Origin of the sequence: Micromonospora sp. DT81.3 (assembly GCF_049847225.1) — a bacterium.
Taxonomy (GTDB): domain Bacteria; phylum Actinomycetota; class Actinomycetes; order Actinomycetales; family Microbacteriaceae; genus Microbacterium.
In genome coordinates, this window is record NZ_JBNCNY010000015.1 from 12,576 (window position 1) to 33,849 (window position 21,274).

Annotated in this window: 27 protein-coding genes; 26 read left to right on the forward strand and 1 reads right to left on the reverse strand. The window is 65.2% G+C overall.

Going from position 1 to position 21,274, the window contains the following annotated elements; genetic code table 11:
- Positions 1-41 precede the first annotated feature (41 nt).
- From ACPW96_RS21155 to ACPW96_RS21275, 25 genes are all read left to right on the forward strand, one after another.
- The gene (locus tag ACPW96_RS21155) at positions 42-914 is read left to right on the forward strand and encodes a WD40/YVTN/BNR-like repeat-containing protein (RefSeq protein WP_425885533.1); all 873 of its coding nucleotides are present in this window, start codon (positions 42-44) and stop codon (positions 912-914) included.
- 45 nt (positions 915-959) lie between these two features.
- On the forward strand, positions 960-3,521 hold the full coding sequence (locus tag ACPW96_RS21160; RefSeq protein ID WP_425885535.1) for a heavy metal translocating P-type ATPase: 2,562 nt from the start codon (positions 960-962) through the stop codon (positions 3,519-3,521).
- Between the two features lie 91 nt (positions 3,522-3,612).
- Positions 3,613-3,858: a YHS domain-containing protein gene (locus ACPW96_RS21165; RefSeq protein WP_425885536.1), complete on the forward strand. Its 246-nt coding sequence runs from the start codon at positions 3,613-3,615 to the stop codon at positions 3,856-3,858.
- A 190-nt stretch (positions 3,859-4,048) separates the two neighbouring features.
- Positions 4,049-4,378 (forward strand): hypothetical protein, encoded by a 330-nt coding sequence (locus tag ACPW96_RS21170; protein WP_425885538.1) that lies wholly within the window; start codon positions 4,049-4,051, stop codon positions 4,376-4,378.
- A 125-nt stretch (positions 4,379-4,503) separates the two neighbouring features.
- Complete coding sequence (locus tag ACPW96_RS21175; protein ID WP_425885540.1) at positions 4,504-5,382, forward strand: metalloregulator ArsR/SmtB family transcription factor; 879 nt, start codon at positions 4,504-4,506, stop codon at positions 5,380-5,382.
- Positions 5,383-5,454: 72 nt separating this feature from the next.
- Positions 5,455-5,871 carry an arsenate reductase ArsC gene (locus ACPW96_RS21180; protein WP_425885541.1) on the forward strand — a complete coding sequence of 139 codons (417 nt, stop codon included), beginning with the start codon at positions 5,455-5,457 and terminating at the stop codon, positions 5,869-5,871.
- Positions 5,868-6,512, forward strand: a complete 645-nt coding sequence (locus ACPW96_RS21185) for a three-helix bundle dimerization domain-containing protein (RefSeq protein WP_425885542.1) — start codon at positions 5,868-5,870, stop codon at positions 6,510-6,512. Before ACPW96_RS21180 ends, ACPW96_RS21185 begins: the two co-directional genes overlap by 4 nt.
- 466 nt (positions 6,513-6,978) lie before the next feature.
- Complete coding sequence (locus ACPW96_RS21190; protein WP_425885544.1) at positions 6,979-7,314, forward strand: hypothetical protein; 336 nt, start codon at positions 6,979-6,981, stop codon at positions 7,312-7,314.
- Positions 7,315-7,690: 376 nt separating this feature from the next.
- A complete protein-coding gene (locus tag ACPW96_RS21195) occupies positions 7,691-8,044 on the forward strand; it encodes a hypothetical protein (RefSeq protein WP_425885545.1) in 354 nt (117 codons plus the stop codon).
- Positions 8,045-8,200: 156 nt separating this feature from the next.
- Entirely contained in the window at positions 8,201-8,782 is a 582-nt protein-coding gene (locus ACPW96_RS21200; protein ID WP_425885547.1) for a DsbA family protein, read from the forward strand.
- 111 nt (positions 8,783-8,893) lie between these two features.
- Positions 8,894-9,805, forward strand: coding sequence for a cation diffusion facilitator family transporter (locus ACPW96_RS21205; protein WP_425885549.1), 912 nt, complete (start codon positions 8,894-8,896; stop codon positions 9,803-9,805).
- Positions 9,798-10,457: a copper resistance CopC family protein gene (locus tag ACPW96_RS21210; RefSeq protein WP_425885551.1), complete on the forward strand. Its 660-nt coding sequence runs from the start codon at positions 9,798-9,800 to the stop codon at positions 10,455-10,457. The genes ACPW96_RS21205 and ACPW96_RS21210 overlap by 8 nt, the downstream gene beginning before the upstream one ends.
- Entirely contained in the window at positions 10,450-10,989 is a 540-nt protein-coding gene (locus ACPW96_RS21215) for a signal peptidase II (protein ID WP_425885553.1), read from the forward strand. Before ACPW96_RS21210 ends, ACPW96_RS21215 begins: the two co-directional genes overlap by 8 nt.
- Positions 10,986-11,618, forward strand: coding sequence for a TlpA family protein disulfide reductase (locus ACPW96_RS21220; protein WP_425885554.1), 633 nt, complete (start codon positions 10,986-10,988; stop codon positions 11,616-11,618). Before ACPW96_RS21215 ends, ACPW96_RS21220 begins: the two co-directional genes overlap by 4 nt.
- Positions 11,619-12,392 carry a cytochrome c biogenesis CcdA family protein gene (locus tag ACPW96_RS21225; protein ID WP_425885556.1) on the forward strand — a complete coding sequence of 258 codons (774 nt, stop codon included), beginning with the start codon at positions 11,619-11,621 and terminating at the stop codon, positions 12,390-12,392.
- Positions 12,393-12,468: 76 nt separating this feature from the next.
- Positions 12,469-12,822 (forward strand): DUF6804 family protein, encoded by a 354-nt coding sequence (locus ACPW96_RS21230; RefSeq protein ID WP_425885557.1) that lies wholly within the window; start codon positions 12,469-12,471, stop codon positions 12,820-12,822.
- A complete protein-coding gene (locus tag ACPW96_RS21235; protein WP_425885559.1) occupies positions 12,819-13,214 on the forward strand; it encodes a DUF4307 domain-containing protein in 396 nt (131 codons plus the stop codon). The genes ACPW96_RS21230 and ACPW96_RS21235 overlap by 4 nt, the downstream gene beginning before the upstream one ends.
- 59 nt (positions 13,215-13,273) lie before the next feature.
- Positions 13,274-13,780 (forward strand): hypothetical protein, encoded by a 507-nt coding sequence (locus ACPW96_RS21240; RefSeq protein ID WP_425885561.1) that lies wholly within the window; start codon positions 13,274-13,276, stop codon positions 13,778-13,780.
- A 59-nt stretch (positions 13,781-13,839) separates the two neighbouring features.
- Positions 13,840-14,193 carry a Cd(II)/Pb(II)-sensing metalloregulatory transcriptional regulator CmtR gene (gene cmtR, locus ACPW96_RS21245; protein WP_425885562.1) on the forward strand — a complete coding sequence of 118 codons (354 nt, stop codon included), beginning with the start codon at positions 13,840-13,842 and terminating at the stop codon, positions 14,191-14,193.
- 41 nt (positions 14,194-14,234) lie between these two features.
- On the forward strand, positions 14,235-14,831 hold the full coding sequence (locus tag ACPW96_RS21250; protein ID WP_425885563.1) for a cation diffusion facilitator family transporter: 597 nt from the start codon (positions 14,235-14,237) through the stop codon (positions 14,829-14,831).
- Positions 14,832-15,024: 193 nt separating this feature from the next.
- Complete coding sequence (locus tag ACPW96_RS21255) at positions 15,025-15,516, forward strand: HXXEE domain-containing protein (protein ID WP_425885565.1); 492 nt, start codon at positions 15,025-15,027, stop codon at positions 15,514-15,516.
- Positions 15,517-15,733: 217 nt separating this feature from the next.
- On the forward strand, positions 15,734-16,294 hold the full coding sequence (locus tag ACPW96_RS21260; RefSeq protein ID WP_425885567.1) for a recombinase family protein: 561 nt from the start codon (positions 15,734-15,736) through the stop codon (positions 16,292-16,294).
- A gap of 537 nt (positions 16,295-16,831) precedes the next feature.
- On the forward strand, positions 16,832-16,960 hold the full coding sequence (locus ACPW96_RS21265) for a hypothetical protein (protein ID WP_425885569.1): 129 nt from the start codon (positions 16,832-16,834) through the stop codon (positions 16,958-16,960).
- Between the two features lie 121 nt (positions 16,961-17,081).
- Positions 17,082-17,360: a hypothetical protein gene (locus ACPW96_RS21270; RefSeq protein ID WP_425885571.1), complete on the forward strand. Its 279-nt coding sequence runs from the start codon at positions 17,082-17,084 to the stop codon at positions 17,358-17,360.
- Positions 17,361-17,364: 4 nt separating this feature from the next.
- Positions 17,365-18,231: a hypothetical protein gene (locus tag ACPW96_RS21275; RefSeq protein WP_425885573.1), complete on the forward strand. Its 867-nt coding sequence runs from the start codon at positions 17,365-17,367 to the stop codon at positions 18,229-18,231.
- Positions 18,232-18,988: 757 nt separating this feature from the next.
- Here ACPW96_RS21275 and ACPW96_RS21280 read toward each other — a convergent pair.
- Positions 18,989-19,144, reverse strand: a complete 156-nt coding sequence (locus ACPW96_RS21280; RefSeq protein WP_425885574.1) for a hypothetical protein — start codon at positions 19,142-19,144, stop codon at positions 18,989-18,991.
- A gap of 550 nt (positions 19,145-19,694) precedes the next feature.
- Between ACPW96_RS21280 and ACPW96_RS21285 the strand changes: the two genes are divergently transcribed.
- Positions 19,695-21,149 (forward strand): Abi family protein, encoded by a 1,455-nt coding sequence (locus tag ACPW96_RS21285; RefSeq protein ID WP_425885576.1) that lies wholly within the window; start codon positions 19,695-19,697, stop codon positions 21,147-21,149.
- Positions 21,150-21,274 lie beyond the last annotated feature (125 nt).

Sequence of the window (21,274 nt, forward strand, 5' to 3'; positions counted from 1 at the left end):
TGGCCGCATCAGCCGGCCGGCCCCGCCCGGAGCCCGCCACTATGAACGCTCACACCCGCAGCGTCGCCGCCGCCACTCTCGCCGCGACACTCCCGCTCGCCGCCACCGCATGCACCGCTGCCGCTGACAGCGAGTCCCCCGCACCGCTCATCTCTCATGTCCACGATGTCGTATTCGACCCGGGTGGCGCCCTGCTGGTCGGCGCGCACACCGGCGCGTACCGGGTGGACCTCACGACGGGTGAGGTGTCCTTGGTCGGTGAAATCCCGTTCGACGCGATGGGGCTCACCGTCCAGGCGGACACGATTCTCGCGTCTGGCCACCCCGGCCCGGACAGCGGGGACACCTTCGCAGCACCGAACGTGGGCCTGGTTCGATACACGGACGCGGGCTGGGAAGAGGTCTCGCTGGCAGGGGTCACCGACTTCCATATGCTTGCGACCACGCCCGCCGCACCCGAGTTGGTCCTGGGTCTCCCGTCGGACCGGGCCTTCCTGGCGGCGAGTACCGATGCGGGCGAGACCTGGGTTGACGCTGCCCCGTTGATCGCCCGAGACATCAGCATCGACACGATCGAGCCTGACATCGTCACCGCCACCACACCGGATGGTCTGATGGTCAGCCGCGACGCGGGCACCACCTTCTCGCCCCTCGCGAATGCGCCGGGCCTGGTCGTCATCGCCGCCGACCCCGCGCTCGAGGAGGGCATTATCGGGGTTGATGCGAGTGGCACGATTTGGACCGGGACCACAAAGCCCAGCGCAGTATGGCGGACCGCCGGCCACGCCACCGGATTAGCGTCCGCGATCGCGGCCAACCCGGAGGGAACTGTCGCGATCGTCGACGAGGGCGGGGTCCGCGTCACGAATGACGCCGGCGCGACCTGGCAGGTCGTCATCCGAACGGAGCCCTAAATCATGCCCTCATTCGAGCGACCCCTAGGCAGAAGGAGAACAGCCATGAACGATACGCGCACTGTCGTCCTGGAGGTCGAGGGTGTCTCCTGGGCGTCCTCGAAGTCCATCGTCGAATCGACCCTCCTCCGACAGCCCGGAGTCACCCACGTCGAAGCCAACCCGGTCTCGCAAACCGCGAACGTCTCATACGATCCCCGCCTGACCTCACAAACGCAGCTGCGGCAGTGGATCATCGAGTGCGGCTACCACTGCGCCGGCCAGTCCGTCCCCGACCACATCTGCGATCCCGCGCACGACCCCGACGAAGCACTCCACGGCAAGCACCACGATGTACCCGAGCCCCAGGCGGAGGCGGCAACGGACGGGAACCGGCTTTCACCTCCGTCGATGCACGAGCATCACGGTCACGGCTCCCACACAGATCAGTGGGCTCCGGTCCGCGCCGTCAGTGCGGCGGAGCCATCCCGCCCTGCGGATCACTCCGCTCACGGGGACCATGGAACTGTTGATCGCACGAGCCAGGACGCGATGGGGCATGGCGGCAGCCACGCTGGCATGTCGATGGCGTCGATGATCCGCGACATGCGGAACAGGTTCATCGTCGCTGCGGTGCTATCGGTGCCGATCATCCTGTGGTCACCGATCGGCCGCGAGGTGCTCGGCTTCACCGTTCCGGCACCGTTCGGACTCCGGGATGACTGGTTCTCGCTGATCCTCTCCCTGCCGGTGATCTTCTACTCCGCCTGGATCTTCTTCGACGGCGCATGGCGCGCCCTACGGGCTAGGACGCTGGACATGATGGTGCTGGTCGCCGTCGGCGTCGGTACCGGCTGGTTGTACAGCGTCGTGGTCACCCTCACCGGCGGCGGTGAGGTGTTCTACGAGGCCGCCACGGTGCTTGCCAGCTTCGTGTTGCTCGGGCATTGGGTGGAGATGCGCGCCCGCGGCGGTGCGAACGATGCGATCCGCACCCTGCTGGAACTCGCCCCGCCGCGAGCGGTCGTGCTCCGAGATGGGGTGGAGGTCGAGGTGCCCACCTCCGAGGTCGTCCCCGGGGACCTGATGCTGGTCCGCCCCGGCGCGAAGATCCCCACCGACGGGACCGTGGAGGAGGGCGCCTCGGAGATCGATGAGTCGATGGTCACCGGCGAGAGCCTCCCGGTCGTCAAGAACCCGGGATCCCAGGCGATCGGCGCCACCGTGAACACCATCGGGACCCTCCGGGTGCGCGCAACCAAGGTCGGCGCCGACACCGCTCTCGCTCAGATCGTCGCGCTCGTCCAGGAAGCGCAGAACTCCAAAGCTCCGGGGCAGCGTCTCGCCGACCGCGCTGCGTTCTGGCTGGTGCTGGTCGCCCTGATCGGCGGAACGGTCACCTTCCTCGTCTGGTGGCTGCTCGGCGCCTCGGTGCCCACCGCGATCCTGTTCGCCATCACCGTGGTGGTGATCACCTGCCCTGACGCGTTGGGTCTGGCCACACCGACCGCGATCATGGTCGGCACCGGCCTGGGCGCCAAACGCGGTGTGCTGTTCAAGAGCGCCGGCGCACTCGAGTCCGCCGCGCACATCGATACCGTCGTGCTGGACAAGACCGGCACCCTGACCAAGGGTGAACCGGAAGTGACCGACTACCTGCCCATCGGTATGGACGATATCGAACTGCTCTCACTCATCGCCGCCGCCGAGCGGGAGTCCGAGCACCCCCTCGCCAGGGCCGTCGTCGCCTACGCGGACGCCCGCAACACCCCGCGGCGCACCGCGACCTCGTTCCGCAACGTCACCGGCCTCGGCGCGGTCGCGACCGTCGACGGCCGCCGCGTCGTGATGGGGAACGCCCGGCTGATGGCCGAAGAGGGAATCGACATCAGCTCCATCGCGGCGGCGCAGAACGACCTGGCTGCCACCGGCCGCACGGCGATCGCTTTCGCTGTCGACGGCGAGGCAGCCGGGGTGATCGCTCTAGCGGACGCGCCACGAGAAACAGCGGCCGCCTCGATCGCAGCACTGCACGAGTCCGGCATCGAGGTCGTGATGCTCACCGGCGACAACGAACCCACCGCCAAACGGATCGCCTCACTGCTGGGCATTGACACGGTGATCGCCGAAGTCCTCCCGGAGGACAAGTCGGCCAAGATCGCCGAACTGCAACGCTCAGGTAAGAAGGTCGCCATGGTCGGCGACGGCGTTAACGACGCCCCCGCCCTGGCACAGGCCGACCTCGGCATCGCGATCGGTGCCGGCACGGATGTCGCGATCGAAACCGCCGACGTGGTGCTGATGCGCTCCGACCCGCTCGATGTCGCGGTCGCGCTGCGGATCGGCAAAGGTACCGTCCGCAAGATGCGGCAGAATCTGGGATGGGCCATCGGCTACAACGCCGTCGCGCTTCCCATCGCCGCCGGTGTGTTCTACCCGTCGCTGGGCATCATGCTCACCCCCGAGATCGCCGCCATCACCATGTCCGGCTCCAGCGTCATCGTCGCCGTCAACGCCCTCCTGCTGAAGCGACTCCGCCTACCCGCCCCAGCCACACCCGCAGCGACCACCCGTCCCTCGCCGACTCCCGTGCCCAGCGGCGGCCCGATCGTGACGCCCACCCCGTAGCACGCCAGCCGGTGACCATTCCGGCCGCGGCCTCGAGCGTCAACCCGGCGGTCGAGATCGAAACCCCCGTAAGAACACGAGGCGAAGGCCCATGTCAGACCAAGCCGAGAACCCTACCGGTAGCGTGGCACTTGTCACCGACCCGGTCTGCGGCATGCAGATCGATCCGGAGACGGCCGTCACCACCCGCGAGCACGACGGAGCGACGTTCTACTTCTGCTCGCAGGGGTGTGCCGCCGCGTTCGACGCGGATCCCCACCACGGCCACCCGCACCCGGCAACTGAAGACTTCGAGGTTCACACCAACGGGGCGGGGTCGACCCGTGAGCGTGGCTGAAAGTTATCGCCGGCTGACCTCGACTCCCGTCCGCGTTCCGCCGCAGACGCGCTGGCTCGCAGACGCGGAAGCCCTTGCCTGGGCAGATATGCGCTTGCGAGCGCCCCACTGCCCGCGACCCGCATCCCACTCCAGGGTGTTGTCCGTAGACGCTCAAGGACAGCGGACCCCTGCGCGAGTCGGGAGCCCGATGAAGGATGATGACAGCGTGAACATCGAGGTCCTCCATATCGACGACTGCCTAAGCTGGGTCGAGGCTGGCAACCGCCTCCGCGAGGCGCTGGACACGGCCGGGTTTGAGGGCACGGAGATCGTTTACCGAGTCCTTCGGACCGCCGAGGATTCCGCGCGCGTCGAGTTTGCCGGGTCACCCACGATCCTTCTCGACGGCCAGGATCTCTTTCCCGGCGCCGAGCAAACGTCGGACTTGGCGTGCCGGGTCTATCCGACCCCGGTCGGGCTTGCGGGGACGCCCACGACGAAACAGCTCATCGATGCGCTGGCCTCCCGTGGAAGGTGAGGCGGCCGTCGAGTGCGGGCAGGTGGACGATCAGTTCGCAGTCACTCCCCCGGGCCAACGAGCACGGGACTTCGCCCGCGCCGGTCGCTGAGCCGGTACCCCACCCCGCAGATAGACTGCCGTCTATGAATCGGGTGGATGTTCGTCATCTGACCGCGTTGGGGGATCCCACCCGGGCGCGAATCCTGCGCCTGATTCGTGAGTCCGAGGACGGGCGTGCGCTCGTCGGCCGACTCGCTGACGCAACCGGACTACGCCAGCCCACGGTCAGCCATCACATGAAGGCACTGCACGAGGATGGCGTGGTCGTGCGCGAGCGGGATGGCCGCCGTGTCTGGTACACGATCGCGGCCGATCACGCCGATCGCGTCGATGCGTTGCTGGGCGATGCTCCTCGCTCCGCCCCGGACCCGGATCTGGATCGGATCGCCGACGACCTCTCCGTTCGCTTCCGGGGAGTGTTCAGCCGGGAGACCGTACACGCGAACGTCGTGGAGAGCTACGAATTGCTCGCTCGTGACCAGCAGGCCCCGATGCTGGGCAGCCGGACGGCGACGTTCGCCGCGGCCCGGCTCACCGCACTGAGCCGCGCCGACTCCGCCCTATCCGGCATTCCCACCGTCCTGTTCGTGTGCGTGCAGAACGCCGGGCGATCGCAACTTGCGGCCGGGATTCTCCGCCAGCTCGCCGGCGACAAGGTCGCCGTCTCCACGGCCGGCTCCGCCCCCGCCGGCGACGTCCGGCACACCGTCATCGCCGCGCTCGACGAGATCGGGGTACCCCTCGGCGGGGAGTTCCCCAAGCCGCTCACCGACGAAGCGGTCCGCGCCGCCGATGTCGTGGTCACCATGGGATGCGGCGACGCCTGCCCGATCTACCCCGGGCGCCGCTACCTGGACTGGGACATCGAGGATCCCGTCGGCAAGCCGATCGAGCGTGTGCGGGAAATCAGAGACGACATCGAATCACGGGTGCGCGAGCTGCTGCGCGAACTCCTCCCTTAACGTTCAGACGCCGTTTTCCCTGGTTACATAGATGCTGGTCTATGCTTTCTGTGACTAGAAAGCGAGATCGTCATGACCGATGAGCCCACCGTCCTGTTCGTATGCGTCCACAACGCCGGACGCTCCCAGATGGCCGCGGGATATCTCCGCGCGCTCGGCGGCGACCGCGTCGAAGTGCTTTCCGCCGGCTCCGCACCCAAGGGCTCCATCAACCCGGTTGCCGTCGAGGCGATGGCCGAAGAGGGCATCGACATCAGCGCGAACACCCCCAAGATCCTCACCGTCGACGCCGTCCGCGAATCCGACGTAGTCATCACGATGGGCTGCGGCGACGCCTGCCCGATCTTCCCCGGTAAGCGCTACGAGGACTGGGAGCTGGATGACCCGGCCGGACAAGGCATCGACGCCGTCCGACCCATCCGAGACGACATCCGCACCCGGATCGAAGCACTGATCGCCGATCTGCTTCCCGAGCGAGGCGCGGCGTGAGCGGCGTCAAAGGGCAGGACGCACTCCTCTCCCCCGACTCCGTCCTGCAGCGCGCGGCCGAGCGGTTGGCTCACCAGTTCACCGGCATGGTGAACGAGGAAACCGTCGAGCGCGTCGTCTTCGAGTCCTACACCGCGCTGGGCCGCACCGCAGCCGTGCAGACCCACCTGCCGAGCCTCACGGAGAAGTTCGCCCGGGACCGCCTCACCGCCCTGGCCCAGTCCAAGGGCCTCATCATCAAGCACGTACCCGAGATCCTCTACGTATGTGTGCAGAACTCGGGTCGATCTCACATGGCCGCGGCACTCACCCGACAGATCGCTGGCGACAGGGTGCACGTTCGATCTGCGGGATCTCAACCGGGCGAACGCATCCTTCCCGAAGTGGCTTTCGTCCTCAGCGAGATCGGGCTAGATGTCTCGGAGGAATTCCCGAAGCCACTCACCGACGACGTCGTGCGGGCCGCCGACGCAGTCGTCACAATGGGCTGCGGCGACGCCTGCCCGCTCTACCCCGGCAAGCGCTACCTTGATTGGCAGCTCGAAGATCCGTCGGACCTCGACCTCGACGAAGTTCGACGAGTACGCGATGACATCCGCGACCGCGTCCAGATCCTGCTCGCTGAACTGCTTCCCAGCTGACTCGTCCGTCAGCTGCAAGAGCGCGCACGGGCACCGCAAGCGGCGACAAGGTGACAGGCGCGGTCGCCGAGAAGGGTCCCCGGCGCGGTGAGGCAGATCGAGCGCTTTCCCCACCCCCCAGGTTGGAGGACCATACAGGTATGAGCACGAATCAGGCCGACGCCCGGGACGACGAGGTTAGAGACGACAGCACTGCAACAGCGGCTGTCGCCGGGGCTCTCAACTGTTCCTGCTGCGGCCGTGCCTATCCACGGCACAAACTTCACGCGTTAAGCGGTGCTGGGGCGTTCGTATGCCGTCGTTGCGGTCTGTGGATAGCACTTCGGCCCCGCAACGACACCGGCGCGTGATTGCCGCCCGAAACGGGATGTCTCCTGGGCCTAGCGAGGGGTGGTCGCTGACCTTTCTCGGGAGTAGTGTGCGCGCTAGCAGACCGCGCGGGACTCGCGCATGAAGGAGGATCCTGATGCCGCGTATCGAACGACTCCAACCGGAGTCTGAGGACAGCGAGTACTCGTTGCCGCCCACCTTCCACCTGAAGTTCAGCCAGGAAGAGTTCCCGGCGTTCCTGGCCCAACCCACGGTCGTCATGAAGGGCCTTGGGCATGAAGTCGCCAATCTCACAGTCTCTGTGAAGGACCATGTTTGGGATTCCCGTAAGCGGGAATGGCTAACGGCTGACACGGACCAGCTTTTCGCGGCCGATGACGGTGGGGTCAGCCTGCCGACGGCTTCACACTGGGAATGGTGGTGCTACTACTCTGACGAGATGTGCGTGTGCGACAGGGTGATCGTCCTGTAACGATCTCGAACCGCGCGGGGACGCATTCCCGGACCCAACGCCGGTGAACGAATCCGACTCCGCTGCTCACGGCATGCAGATTGCGTCGCGGCGAGAATCCGCAACAGCGGGAGCAGCGGACAGCTGGCGGCACCGCACGTCGAGGACACGAGGCGATGAGCGGCGCCGTGGTGCGCATCCCCGCAGACCCGACCGTGGTCGCATAGGTTCTGCACGGAGAACGCGACGTGCGTCGACGCGCGAAGGACATCATCCTCCCGCAGCGTTCGCAGTGACCTGAGGGCGGGGTCGACGTGGGTGCCGGATACACTGTGTAGCGATGCCTCGTGTAGCAGATCTCTCGTTTCAGAGGCGGAGTTCACACGTTCTGCTGACAATGAAAATCATTACCACCGTCCTGTTGCTCCTGACGCTCGGCGTCGGAGCGCTGAGCGCTCACCGGGATGTTGACGTGGTGGTCGCCCCGGCCGGTACGTCTGTGGTCGGCGAAGTTACTGTGGACGCTGTCTTTGCTGGCGTGTCGACGTCGGATGCATCGGCGCTGGCGACGGTGTGCGTCTTCATCATCGTGTGTTGTGTGTTGCTTGTTGTCGCGCGCTTTATCTGGCGGCGGGGCAGCTCGGGCGCGGTGTTGAGGATCGCACCGCGTGGCTCTCCGCCACAGGCGATGCCGGTGCTTCTGCTCCTGTTGTCACCTTCTCTGTCTCAGTTGTCGATCAGCCGCACCTGATTGGCGGGCCCCTCGGGGGTTTCCGTGACGCCCCTCCGCGGGGCGTGTCAGCGTGTGTTTGCTTGTCGTTATCTGAGGAGTGTTGTGAAGACGTATTTGAAGCCGTTGCTGTGGTCAGCGGCCGTTGTCCTGTTGCTTATTGTGATTGCCGCGGTGATGGTGTTCATCAATCGCCCCGCTCCTGCGGACGAGTCGGCGGGGCCGGCGCAGACAGTGCGACCGGATTCGCAAGTTCTGGATGACGGGGGTGAGGGTGCGGTGACGGTGGTGGAGTTCCTCGATTTTGAGTGCGAGGCGTGCGGCGCCGCGTATCCGTACGTGGAGGAGCTGCGTGAGCAGTACGCCGGGGAGATCACGTACGTGGTCCGGTACTTCCCGTTGCCCGGTCATTTCAACTCCACGAACGCCGCGGTTGCCGCGGAAGCGGCGGCCCGGCAGGGGAAGTTCGAGGAGATGTATCACGCCCTGTTCCAGTCCCAGTCCGAGTGGGGTGAAGCGGGTGAGTCCCGCGCAGAGCTGTTCCGCTCCTTCGCGGAGGAGATCGGGTTGGACATGACCACGTTCGACCGTGACGTCGCCGACCCGGAGACGACCGCTCGGGTCCAAGCCGACTTCGCGGAGGGACAGGCGCTCGGGGTGTCCAGCACGCCCACCTTCTTCGTCAACGATGAACAGCTCGTGGACCTCCAGAGCTGGGCAGATGTGACGGGCGCCATCGATGCGGAGCTGGCGCAGTGACGATGTTTCTCGGGAGGATATCGCGTCAGCGGCCGATCATCATGCGAGCCGGCCTGTCAGGGACCTCCCCTGCTGTGAACACCGCGTCGCATCATCGGAAGGACATCTGTCATGGGTGAAGGACACAGCCACGCCGGGGCGAAGACGCCACGCTCGCGGTTGCTGATCGCGTTCTGCATCACCCTGTCCGTCTTCGTCATAGAGGTCATCGGGGCGATCATCACCGGCAGCCTGGCGCTGCTGGTGGATGCGGTGCACATGCTCACAGATGTGATCGGGCTTGCCTTCGCGTTGACAGCCGCACATCTGATGGATCGCCCCCCTTCTGACCGGCACACCTGGGGGCTCCGCCGCGCGGAAGTGCTGGGCGCGCTGGCGCAGGCGACGCTGCTGCTGGCCGTGGGGATCTTCGCCCTCGTAGAGGGCGTCCGCCGACTGTTCGAGCCACCCGAGATCTCCTCCGGCAGCCTGCTGCTCTTCGGCATCATCGGTCTGGTCGCGAACATCATCTCGCTGATCGTGCTGAGCAGCGGGCGGTCCGAGAACCTGAACATGCGCGCCGCTTTCCTCGAAGTGCTCAACGACGCGCTCGGCTCGATCGCGGTGATCATCAGCGCCATCCTAATCGCGACGCTCGGCTGGTACCGCGCGGACGCCGTGGCCGGCATCCTGATCGCGCTGCTGATCATCCCCCGCACCCTCATCCTGCTTCGCGCGAGCGGAAGTGTGCTGCTGGAGACCACGCCGAAGGGCCTGGACCTCGCCGACGTACGCCGGCACATTCTCGAACTCCCCCACGTAGTGGCGGTGCACGATCTGCATGCCTCACACATCTCCACCGACCTGCCGGTCCTCACCGCGCATGTCGTGGCCGAGGACGCATGGCTCGCGGCCGGCAACGGCGGCGACCTGCTCCGCCAACTGCAGGGATGCGTCGCTGAGCACTTCCCGATCAGTGTCGAGCACTCCACCTTCCAGATCGAACCCGCAAGCTACCAAGAGGAGCACCTTCCACATGGCTAGCCCCATCCGCGGCCCACTCCGCAGCGCTCTCGCGGTTGGCTTCGCGGTCGCCCTGATCACCGCCGTCGCATCCCCGGCAGCCGCGCACGACGACCTAGTGTCCTCCACCCCCACGGGCGGCGCGACGGTCACCGAACCGCCGAAGTCCGTGTCACTCACGTTCAGCGGCGACATCCTGGACGGCGCGGGCGGCGTCGTGATCGAGGTCACCGACGCTGCCGGCGCTGTCATCAGCGAGGGAGACGCCGAGATCGACGGTGTCACCGTCACCCAGGCGGTCGCGCCCGGGCTGCCCGCCGGGGACTACACCGTCACCTGGCGGGTGGTATCCAGCGACGGGCACCCGATCTCGTCCGACCTCCACTTCTCCGTAACAGAGGCTGCTGCCGGCTCCGCGCCCGGACCGACGCCCTCTGCCACGGCGACGACCACCCCGACCAGTACGCCGTCGCCGTCGAGCACGGGCGACACTGCCGGCGGATACGGCGGCGAAGCCACCGGCGGCGGCGCAATGCTCCCGGTGGCGTTGCTCACCGGCATCGTGATCGTTCTCGCGGTAGCCGTCGTGGCCGTCCTGGGGCTGCGCCAGAAGCGGCTCGCGCAAGACGCCCGCGACGCGGCGCGTGCTGAGCCGGACGGTGACGATGTCTAGGCCCGCGATCGGGCTGACCCTCGTCGTCGCCGGCGTCGGGCTCATCCTGGACCAGGCGACCAAGGCGATCGCACGGGGCTCGCTGCAGCCTGGCGATCAGTTCCCAGTTTTCGGCGACCTGCTCAGCCTGACCCTAATCTACAACCCGGGAGCAGCGTTCTCCCTCGCCTCGGGCAGCACCTGGATCCTGACCGTGCTCGCCGTCCTCGCCACCGGCGCGACGATCTGGTTCGCCACGCGCCTCCGGGGCGTGTGGTGGGCCATCGCTCTGGGGTTGATCCTCGGCGGCACCGTCGGCAACCTGATCGACCGGCTCACCAACCCGCCGTCCTTCGGCCAGGGGTACGTGACCGATTTCATCGCCTATGGCGATCTGTTCGTCGGGAACGTCGCCGACATCCTCCTGGTCGCCGGTTTCGCGATGACGGGACTGATCATCCTCAGAACCTCCCGGCACCCCGTGTCGGACACGGCAGGAGAGGATCTCAACAACCTCGCGGACGCTGACCGCTCCCGGGAGGTCCCCCAATGACCAGCACCACCTCCTGGTCCCGAGGCGGCACCAGGTTCCGCCGCGCCATTGCCCTGTTCACGGTCGCGTTGCTGCTTCTCGCGGCGACCGGGTGCTCCGCGAGGGACAGCCTCGCGGAGCAGTATCGAGACGGCACGAACAAGGGCTACATCTCCGGGGATGGCCGGATCGTGGAGATCGCCGCCGAAGAACGCGGCGATCCCGTGGAGTTCGAGGGCGTCACCGAGAACGGCGACACCGTCACCAGTGACCAGTACCGCGACCAGGTTCTGGTGGTGAACTTCTGGTACGCCGCCTGCGGTCCCTGCCGCATCGAAGCACCGCACCTGCAGGCCGTCTACGAACAGTTTCAGGGCGCCGGCGCCGACTTCCTGGGGATCAACACGTACGACCAGCCCGCGACCGCGCTGTCGTTTGCCGAGACCTACGGGATCACCTACCCCAGCGTCATCGACGTCGAAAGCGGTGCCGCGAAACTCGCCTTCGCCCAGGTCGCCCCCGTGCAGGCCACACCCACCACCCTCGTGCTCGACCACCAGGGCCGCGTCGCCGCCCGCATCTCCGGCCCGATCGATTCCCCGTCCACGCTGCGGACCATCGTCAAGGACCTGATCGAGGAGGGCCGCTAGATGGAGCCCGGCGCGATCGTCTACGACGGAGCCCTGCTCGCGGCGATCCCAATCGCCCTGCTCGCGGGTCTCCTGTCGTTCCTGTCCCCGTGCGTGCTCCCCCTCGTCCCGGGATACCTCGGCTTCGTCTCCGGCATGGCCACCACCAGCACGGCCCCCGGCGGCTCGCAGCAGCACACCGGAACCATGGTGGCCACGCGCTCACGGCTGATCACCGGGGTGCTGCTGTTCATCGGCGGGTTCACTGTCGTGTTCCTGGTCGCGTTCGTCATCACCGGCGCGGCAGGCATCTACCTGATGCAATACCGCGACATCCTCATCCGGATCTCCGGGGTTTTCGTGATCGTGATGGGCCTGGTCTTCATCGGCGTGTTCGGACGCTTGCAGCGCACCCTCCGCCCCACCATCCGCAACAACATGGGCCTGGCCGGTGCCCCGCTGCTCGGCGCAGCGATGGGCATCGGGTGGGCGCCCTGCATCGGGCCCACCCTCGCCACGATCCTCGTCATCGCCGCGAACACCGGAGACATCCCCCGCGCGGCGACCCTGGGACTGGCGTACTCCCTCGGACTTGGCATCCCGTTCCTGCTGATCGCACTCGGCCTCGGTTGGGCCAGCAACACGATGGGATTCCTGCGCCGACACATCCGCGTCATCAACCTGATCGGCGGAACCCTGCTGATCCTCCTCGGGGTGCTGATGATCACCGGAGTGTGGACCGCCGTGATGTCCTTCCTCGGTTCCCTGGCTGGAAGCATCCAGCTCCCGCTCTGAAAAGCACCCCAGCCCGTTCCCCCAGCGAGTCCCAAGACCACGACACCTGCAACGACAGCAACCCGAGGAGACGCACGTGCCCACAGCGCCGACACGTCCACGACCCCCGTACCAACGGAACGCGTTCGCCCCGGGCATCATCGCCGCGACCGCCTCCCTGGTCGGCATCTCCCTCATCGGACATGAGTACTACCTCGCGGTCCGATTCGTAATCGCCATCCTGGCGCTCATCATCGGATGGTTCGCGGTGCAAGCCCGGCACTGGTGGTGGGTGCCGGTCATGCTCGCCATCGCGGTCGTGTGGAACCCGCTCTACCCCTTCCTGTTCGCAGGGCCGTACTGGGAGGGTGCACACATCGTCGCTGCGGCAGCGTTCCTCACCGCTGGCGCCACCATCAAGACACTGCGAGAGCCCGTAGCGAAGCAATGACCACGAAGGAAGAGCTCGACGAGCGGTACGGGCGCGGGCCGCGGCGTGGCCGGCGCCGCGCGTTCTGGATCACTGTCGCCGTCCTCGCCGCAGCATCCGTCGGCACCCTCTCCTGGGTGACCGTCTCGAACACGCTCAACGAGGTCGGGTTCGATGGCACGGGCCACGAGATCGTCGATGACCGCACCGTGACCGTGTCGTTCCAGGTCACTCCCCCGGCCGGCGCCGCATTCGCCTGCGCCCTGCAAGCCCTCGACGAGGACTTCGGCATCGTCGGGTGGCGGGTCATCGAATATCCGCCGCTCGAGCAGAACGCGCGGGCCTTCGTGGAGACGATTCCGACGGTCGCTCGGGCGACGACCGGCATCGTGGACTCGTGCTGGGTTACATAGTGGAACGCAGGGTAATCCGTCGACATCGGTGGTCCCGGGGTGCCCGTACAATCACCCACATGGCGGAGCTCGACCCTAAGACGGAGCTGCTTCGCACCGCATTCGCCACCGAACAGGCGGTGTATGGCGTCATCCTCGTCTCAGGAATGATCGTCGTGTCCGGAACCGCCGACTCGACGTCGTGGACAGTCTTCTGGACGGTCCTGGTCACCGTGGTGGTGTTCTGGCTCGCCCATGTGTACGCGGGAACCGTCGCCCACCACGGACTCGATCACGGTCGCGTTCTCGGCATCCGGGAGTCGTTCCGTCAAGCCCTCGCCCATTCCTGGGGCCTGCTCGCCTCCGCCCTGATCCCCTCCGCGATCCTCCTCCTCGGCGCGACCAAGGCAGTGCCCGACCCGGTGGCGATATGGGCGGCGCTGTGGACCGGGGTGCTGGTGCTCGGCGTCCTCGGCTACATCGCATTTCTCCGACGCGGCGCAGCCTGGCCGATCCGCGTCATCGGTGCCGTCAGCACGGCCGCTTTCGGGATGGCGATGATTGCGCTCAAGAGCGTCATCCACTGATCCGCCATCCGTATGGTTCTAACCCATGCTCCATACAGTAAAGACTGTATAGTCAGTGGGTGCTGACTATAACGACTCGTCTTGACGTGATGAACCGTCTCGGCCGGGCGATGGCCGACCCGACTCGGTCGCGCATCCTGATGATGCTGCTCGACGGCCCTTCTTACCCGGCGGTGCTGGCTCGGGACCTCGAATTGACTCGCTCGAATGTCTCGAATCACCTCACCTGCTTGCGCGACTGCGGAATTGTCGTGGCCGAACCAGAGGGGCGGCAGACACGCTACGAGATCTCCGACCCACACCTGACGGCCGCACTCACCGCGCTGGTCGATGTCGCCCTCGCCGTCGACACGGACGCCCCGTGCATCGATGCGTCTTGCACCGTTCCCGGCTGCTGCGAGGTCGCATCATGACAACGCTGGCGCCGGACCGTCGGGAGCGTCTGCATCGGCGCGTGCGATTCATAGTCGCGTTCACGATCACGTACAACGTGCTCGAGGCGATCATCGCCATCACCGCCGGCGTGCTGGCATCCTCTGCCGCACTGATCGGATTCGGGCTGGACTCTGTGGTGGAGGTCCTCTCCGCCGTGGCCATCGCGTGGCAGTTCACCCGGAAGGATCCCGAGCGGTGGGAGAAGGTGACGGTCCGAGCGATCGGGCTGGCGTTCTTCGCTCTCGCCGCCTACGTCACCATCGACGCGATCGTCAGTCTCGTCTCCCAGGAGGGGCCGGAACACAGCCCGCTGGGGATTGGGATCACCGCGCTTAGCTTGCTTGTCATGCCGCTGCTGGCATGGTTCGAGATCCGCACCGGTCGTGAGCTTGGATCCAAAAGCGTCCTCGCCGACGCGCGACAGCTGCTGCTCTGCGTTTATCTCTCCGGCGCCGTCTTCATCGGTCTGATCCTCAACAGCCTGTTCGGCTGGTGGTGGGCCGACTCCGTCGCCGCGCTCATCGTCGCCGCCCTCGCCGTCCGGGAAGGCATCGAGGCCTGGACTGGCGACGTCGAATCACCATTCGAAGTCCTCAGCGAAATGAAGGAAGACTAGCGGCGAATCCCTCCACGAAACGAGTGGTCAGTCGCCCCCCCCCCGCCCCCCCCCCGTCATTGGAGCACGAGACCGACGCGAACCACCACGCACACTAGCCGGCCCCCCTCCGCGTGACCACGCTCCGTGTCGCTCACAATGAGCAACAGCCTGCCTACGCTCGTAGTACCTCGTTGGGGATTGGATGTGCAGTGTGCTGGCTCGCTATCAAGACGCGCAGGAAACGCAACCGGCGGTGCTTGGGAGTGGAATCTTCCTGATCCCGGCGGGGTACTACGTCTTGCACATCCTTGAGGAGCTGCCCACCTTCACCGTTTGGGCGAGCCGACATTTCGCGGAAAGATCCGAACTCTCATTCGCGGTGTTCGAGATCCTGACCTTGGCGTTCGTGCTCCTGGTGAGCTATCGCGCCTTGCGCGCAGGCGCACACGGGACTTGGGTCATCCTTGCCGTAGCCGCCCAAGTGCAGTTCGGGCTGAACGCAGTATTCCATCTCCTGACCGCAGCGCTATTCGAGGAGTACTCGCCCGGAATGGTAACCGCCGGCGCTCTCGGCCTGCCCATCACCGCCTTCTTCCTCGTCCGGGTAGTCCGAGAGGAACGGATCACCGGCCGAGAACTGCTGATCGCCATCGCGATCGGGATTGCGATCGCAAGCGCTGCCATAGCGGCACTCTTCATCTGAAAAGTCGGGCGGAGGATCGAGGTACCCACCGTCAAATGCGAAACACATCGGAGGGCGTGCCGTGTTCGCCAGGCGGGTTGTGGGCGTGTTGTTGGGGTACACACCAACCCGACGTCAGACCATACGCCGAAAAACGCCCAACTAGACTCCCATCCGAATTTGTTGACACCGTTCCTCACCGCCTCTTAGAGTTCAACCTGACAGATGAGGTGAGGATGTGACTGGTCAACGAATCGGCTACGTGCGCGTGAGCACCCTCGATCAGAGCACCGCTCGTCAGCTGGACGGCATCGACGTCGATCGTGCCTTCGAGGACAAAGCGTCCGGTAAGGACGCGAACCGACCCGAACTGGAACGGATGATCGACTTCGCCCGAGACGGCGACACGGTGCTCGTGCACTCCATGGACCGCCTCGCCCGGAACCTCGAGGACCTTCGAGCCATCGTGCGCCGGCTCACCGCAAAGAAGGTCCGGGTCCAGTTCGTGAAAGAACAGCTCACCTTCACCGGCGACGACACCGCGATGGCGACCCTGCTCCTGAACGTGATGGGAGCCTTCGCAGAGTTCGAGCGATCGCTGATCCGCGAACGTCAACGCGAGGGCATCACCCTGGCAAAGCAACGCGGCGCCTACCGCGGCCGCACCCCCTCACTCGACGCCAACAGCGCGATCGAGCTGCGCGAGAAGGCCGCCGCCGGCGTCCCCAAAGCAGCACTCGCCCGCCAATACGGCATCAGCCGCGAAACCGTCTACGCATACCTACGCGCCGACGTCTAACCGCGACGTAGGGAGCCCTCTGCTAATCCGCGGCCAAAGTGCGCAATCGGGCAGGCCCCCGACTTGACGTATGAATCACATCAAAAAATCTCATTGAGGGCCTCAACGATGACTTCGGCGACAGATTTGCGATATCCCTGAGAGACGGTTGCCCTGTCCCCTTGCAGGATTTCTACAAGGCGGCGATCGAATAATTACACGTTTGTAGTTCAGCAGGACACACTCGGCGCAGGAATGGCTCCAAACCACCCTCCAGGGCGTGCGTGGGACGCTCAAACGCAATTGGGCTCCCTGTGTGTACCTTCCGCGTCCTCAGGTCGTCAGAGAGGCATATGTCGGCCGGAGCGAGTACGATGGGATCGTACAAAATAGGGCCCCGATCGGCGGTAGTCGAGCGAAGCTCTCATACGGCAGATCGGGGCCCAGATGTCTCTGGAAGGACGTCTCGACTCTAGAGGCTCGATGGCCTCTGCGCGAGTTTGACAACCGTCTTCTCGGGTGATTCTGCCTCTTCCTTCAAGTGGAGAGGAGCGCACGATGGCGAAGTTGTCACGGTCGTCCAAGCCTTCGAAGGCCGCGCTGAGCAAGGCGGGTAAGACGCTTGCGTCCAACTCGTCGAGCAAGCCGGCTAAGTCGAAGGCTGGCTCGACGCTCGGCAAGGGCTGAGCACACGGGAGGGTCGACGACTTGTCCTCGCCGGCCCTCCTTACAACGACAACTTCTCCACCAAACGCGCAACCCTTCACGCCCGAACGCCAGCCCAGGCGAGAGAGCAGCTGCAGCAATCATGAGTCTCAGTCTCAATTTCAATGAGGGCGAGTTCAAACGCCAGATGGCGGCCGCGGCGCAGTCCGGCCTACAGCAGCTGGCGCGGGAGCAGACCAGCGACTTCGACCGGTTGCGCCAGCAATACACCGGTCGTCCCGTCGAGGAAATCAGACCGGCGCTGCAACGCTTGTTCGCCCGCTACGACGGGAAGATCACCGAACCGGAGCTGACCGAGTGGGCTCAGATGATTAGCGACGGCACGCCCATCGAGTTCAAGCCCGAGAAGATCCGGTGGTGACCCCGTGGTGAAGCGGATCAACACTTCGCAGCTGCGCAGCCAGCTGCGGCAGGCCCAGAGCAAGCAGCGCCAGGCGATCAACAAGTACAACCAGGCCGTGCGCAACGTCAACCAGGCCATCAATAACTACAACACTGCCGCTCGGGCACACAACGCGAAGGTTCGCACCAACCGGCAGCGCCTCGCCGGAGAGCTCGCGCGCCTGCAGTCCCGGCCCACCACGACGCGGTACGTGAGGTACTCCACATCTGTGCAGTCCGTTCGAACCTCGTTCCACCGGGTCGAGGCGACGGCAGCGGCCGGCACCTGGGCAGATGAGCGCAATCTGCTCAATATGGCAGAAGGCGAGGCGGCAAACAGCGTCGAAGCCTTGAACAGGCTGCTCGAGGAAAGCCCAGAAGCGGTCAAGGACGAGGATTCCCGCCTCGAGGACACGGGACTGACGAACGAGCTAACTGACATCGACCCTGAACTTCAAAGCCGATGGGCGGGCGCGCTCTTCTCGCTCAGCCCGCGTAACCCCGACGCCGCCCGTCACTTCTGCACGAGCGCACGCGAGATCTTGACCAGCATCCTCAACGGACAAGCTCCCGATCGCGTCGTCCAACAGTCGCTACCCAACTTCCCACCCACGCCGAACGGCGGAGTGTCCCGTCGGGCGAAGATCCACTACCTGCTCGCCCGAACGGGCAACGACGTCGACGGGATGGCCGAGTTCGTTGACGCCGACATCGACAGCGTCATTACCCTCTTCGACGACTTCAACCACGGCACGCATGGTCCTGCCGGCCGCTTCGACTTCAGCCAACTGACGGTCATCAAGCGCCGCGTCGAGGGTTCCATCCGGTTCCTCCATCGCATCGTGAACTAGAGGACGTCTCGGCACAAGGATCGGCGCAGCATAATGCCCCAGCTCCGTTGTCAGGCCGTCGCTCGGTGTCGGAGGACAAGCAGAGAATGTCTAGTGGCGTGGGGACGAGGATGCGGCGGAAGCGCTGCGATTGAGGATTCGTATGGACGCATATCAAGTAGCCCATCAACTTGGCCTGCCTGTAGAACGAGTGATGCTCGAACTCCGAATCATGGGTGCGCTGGTCCGCGGGCCACATCAGCGGATATCGGAGTATCAAGCGGAGCAAGTGCGGTCGCGCCTCGACCGAGCCTCCGAGCTTGCGCCGAGGCCAGCGCATCGCCCAGCCCCACCCGGACGGCCCGCGTCTCACTTCCCCCCGCATGTGTACTCACCCGAAGAACAGCGCATCATGGTTCTCTTGGATCGACCGATTCCGTCCGAGGACGAAGCCTCCGTCTCGAATATCGACCTCGGGAAGCTTCGCGAGGGTCTAGGAATGAGTCTCGATCTGGCCGCTGCCGTAATCGGCACTTCTGTCGAGTCGTTGCGTGAGATTGAGGAACCGAACGCTGACTTCGAACTCGTCCGACAAGCGCTCGCGCACTATGCCGTCCACATGGCGGCATGGTGGGGATCCGGTCTACTACGACTAGGCGCTTCGAACTTCGAGCCCTAGCGACGTCCTCCCTTGGGCGTGATGTTTTCGCGCACGAATCGCTCATCCACTAAGCGCCAGTACTCCGCGCAAAACGCCTTTGAGCACGAGGACCCCGTTTTATCCCTGGTCCGCCTTGACGATCTTGATCATGATGCCCTTCTCGGCGACGCGCTGGATCGCGCTCATGCGATCGATCACCGCCCGCTCTTCAAGCTCAAGGAACTCTTCGAGAAGCACCTTCTGCTCCGCGTACCACCCTTCCGTGTCGACCACCTCGATCCCGAAGCCGCCTCAACCTTCGACTTGCCGACGCTCGGCGTAAGCTTGCGGGTTTCCGCGATGTTCTTTGCGGGCTCCGTGATCGCTACGAAGAACTTCGCAACGCGGCCGCGGTCGCCGCTGCTGGTCTCTGACGGCGCCCTTGCGTGCCGTGGCGTGCCGGATCGCACGCCTCGCATGGTCGCGGGTCCAGCCCGTGGCCGTCACCAGCGCGTCCCAGCATCCGGCCCTTCTCGACCCTGCCCGCCCTGACATACTCGCGAGCGAACTTCTTGGTGATCTCACGGCGCGACGCCATCGACAGCTCCCTGGGCACACGGCCAGGGAACCACCATCCGCTACACGGACATTCTTAGATGAGGCACGCGCAGCCCCTCCCGGACCTTCTACGTGAGTCTCGTCGGGCGGTTGCGGGCCAGCCCTATCTAACGTAAAATCGGTGTCAACAGGGCTAGCCGTCGTTCTCCGCCTACGGAGACGCGGCTAGTTTTCTTTGAGGGGCGTTCCACGGTCACGACCCCTGGAACCGAGGTGACATCACCCCATGGGACAGCCCTACACCAAACCGTTCCTCACAGTCTCAGAGCAGGTCGACCGACTCACCGAGCGCGGACTGGACATCGGGACCGCGGAGTACGCGACATCGTTGCTCCAACGCGTCGGCTACTACCGGCTCTCGGGCTACTGGCATCTGTTCCGGGAACTTGAGCCCTCCCCTCCGGGAACGCCAACGGTGGAGGACGAGACGGCGCGTCCGGAGCGGCGGAAATCGACCTTCGTAGCTGGTTCCACGCTTAGCACCGTGCACAAGATCTATGACTTCGATCGTGCCCTGCGCATCCGTATCTTCGCTGCGCTGGAGATGGTTGAAGTCTCCCTCCGGTTCCGGATCGGTCACATGCTCGGACGCAGCCACGCTTATGCGCACCGTGATCCCGCGCATTTGCTACCGGAGTTCACCGGACATACCGGCAGCACTCCTGAGCTCGTGTACTCGAGGTGGCTGGACAGCAACCATGCTGAGTGGTTGCGCGAGGTCGACCGCGAGGAGAACCGCTCCAACGAGACGTTCGTTGCGCACTTCACCACGAAGTACGGCGGACCGTTGCCCGTATGGGTGGTTACCGAAATCCTGTCCTTCGGAACACTGTCCCGCCTGTACTCCGGGATGGAGCGAGCACACCAAGACCGAATCGCGGCCGCCTTCGGCATCCTCAACAGCGTCCCAAACGGAGACGGTTCCCTCACCGGGAACTGGCTCAACCATCTCCGCTACATCCGCAACACCTGCGCCCATCACGCCCGACTCTGGAACAAAAACATCACCGTTCAACTTGCCGAGCCCACCGGCATCCCAGAGCTCGCCCACCTCACCCTGACCAAGACACGCAGCCGCATTTACGGCACTCTCGCGGTTCTCGCTTTCCTCACCGAACGCATCCACCCCGGCAACGGATGGCGCACCGACACCCTTCAGTTTGTCTGCGAGAACATCGACAGGCTCGGCCTAAACCTCACTTTGCTTGGGTTCCCCGCCCAGTGGGACACCCTCGATATATGGCAGACGCACTACACGCCCAGCCACCACGACTGGGACCAAAAACAAGAACTCCTCGATCAGCTACAGACCATCCCCGCTGGCGAAGCCGGACGAGTCCTTCGCCCAGAAGAAGACCAGGCGAAACGCTTGAAATGGGTTCGCTACCTCCGGGACAAGGGGTTCCTCCTCGGGCTGAGGCTCGCGACCGCTTACGAGTACCCGGACTTCCAGCTTGACCCCGCAACGGGTAACGTCCACCCGATCATTTCCACCGCGAACTCGAGGCTGCTCGGCAATCCCAAGACCGCGACGCCCGAAAACGCTGACGCGGCACGATGGGCGGCAGCCCGCTGGTGGACAACTACACCTCCGGCCAGCGACCACAGCCCCGTCGAGCAATTCGTCGCCGGCGAGCTCACCCTCGAACGGCTCGACCAAATGCTCCCGCCCACGCAGTAGAGACGGAGTCGCGCGAGTCTCTGGCGTTCGTAGCGGATGAACCCCCGACCGGTTCGCCAAACTCGGTTCATGACGCATGGCCGACATGGTGCCCGTCAGCCTTGAGATCCGCCAGGATCCGCACG

Coding starts and splice junctions, on each gene's coding strand:
- ACPW96_RS21235 (WP_425885559.1), top strand. CDS start 12,819: ATGACCACGAAGGAAGAGCTCGACGAGCGGTACGGGCGCGGGCCGCGG.
- ACPW96_RS21285 (WP_425885576.1), top strand. CDS start 19,695: ATGGGACAGCCCTACACCAAACCGTTCCTCACAGTCTCAGAGCAGGTC.
- ACPW96_RS21265 (WP_425885569.1), top strand. CDS start 16,832: ATGGCGAAGTTGTCACGGTCGTCCAAGCCTTCGAAGGCCGCGCTGAGC.
- ACPW96_RS21205 (WP_425885549.1), top strand. CDS start 8,894: ATGGGTGAAGGACACAGCCACGCCGGGGCGAAGACGCCACGCTCGCGG.
- ACPW96_RS21220 (WP_425885554.1), top strand. CDS start 10,986: ATGACCAGCACCACCTCCTGGTCCCGAGGCGGCACCAGGTTCCGCCGC.
- ACPW96_RS21170 (WP_425885538.1), top strand. CDS start 4,049: ATGAAGGATGATGACAGCGTGAACATCGAGGTCCTCCATATCGACGAC.
- ACPW96_RS21180 (WP_425885541.1), top strand. CDS start 5,455: ATGACCGATGAGCCCACCGTCCTGTTCGTATGCGTCCACAACGCCGGA.
- ACPW96_RS21240 (WP_425885561.1), top strand. CDS start 13,274: ATGGCGGAGCTCGACCCTAAGACGGAGCTGCTTCGCACCGCATTCGCC.
- ACPW96_RS21175 (WP_425885540.1), top strand. CDS start 4,504: ATGAATCGGGTGGATGTTCGTCATCTGACCGCGTTGGGGGATCCCACC.
- ACPW96_RS21160 (WP_425885535.1), top strand. CDS start 960: ATGAACGATACGCGCACTGTCGTCCTGGAGGTCGAGGGTGTCTCCTGG.
- ACPW96_RS21210 (WP_425885551.1), top strand. CDS start 9,798: ATGGCTAGCCCCATCCGCGGCCCACTCCGCAGCGCTCTCGCGGTTGGC.
- ACPW96_RS21195 (WP_425885545.1), top strand. CDS start 7,691: ATGAAAATCATTACCACCGTCCTGTTGCTCCTGACGCTCGGCGTCGGA.
- ACPW96_RS21190 (WP_425885544.1), top strand. CDS start 6,979: ATGCCGCGTATCGAACGACTCCAACCGGAGTCTGAGGACAGCGAGTAC.
- ACPW96_RS21200 (WP_425885547.1), top strand. CDS start 8,201: ATGGTGTTCATCAATCGCCCCGCTCCTGCGGACGAGTCGGCGGGGCCG.
- ACPW96_RS21215 (WP_425885553.1), top strand. CDS start 10,450: ATGTCTAGGCCCGCGATCGGGCTGACCCTCGTCGTCGCCGGCGTCGGG.
- ACPW96_RS21165 (WP_425885536.1), top strand. CDS start 3,613: ATGTCAGACCAAGCCGAGAACCCTACCGGTAGCGTGGCACTTGTCACC.
- ACPW96_RS21155 (WP_425885533.1), top strand. CDS start 42: ATGAACGCTCACACCCGCAGCGTCGCCGCCGCCACTCTCGCCGCGACA.
- ACPW96_RS21270 (WP_425885571.1), top strand. CDS start 17,082: ATGAGTCTCAGTCTCAATTTCAATGAGGGCGAGTTCAAACGCCAGATG.
- ACPW96_RS21225 (WP_425885556.1), top strand. CDS start 11,619: ATGGAGCCCGGCGCGATCGTCTACGACGGAGCCCTGCTCGCGGCGATC.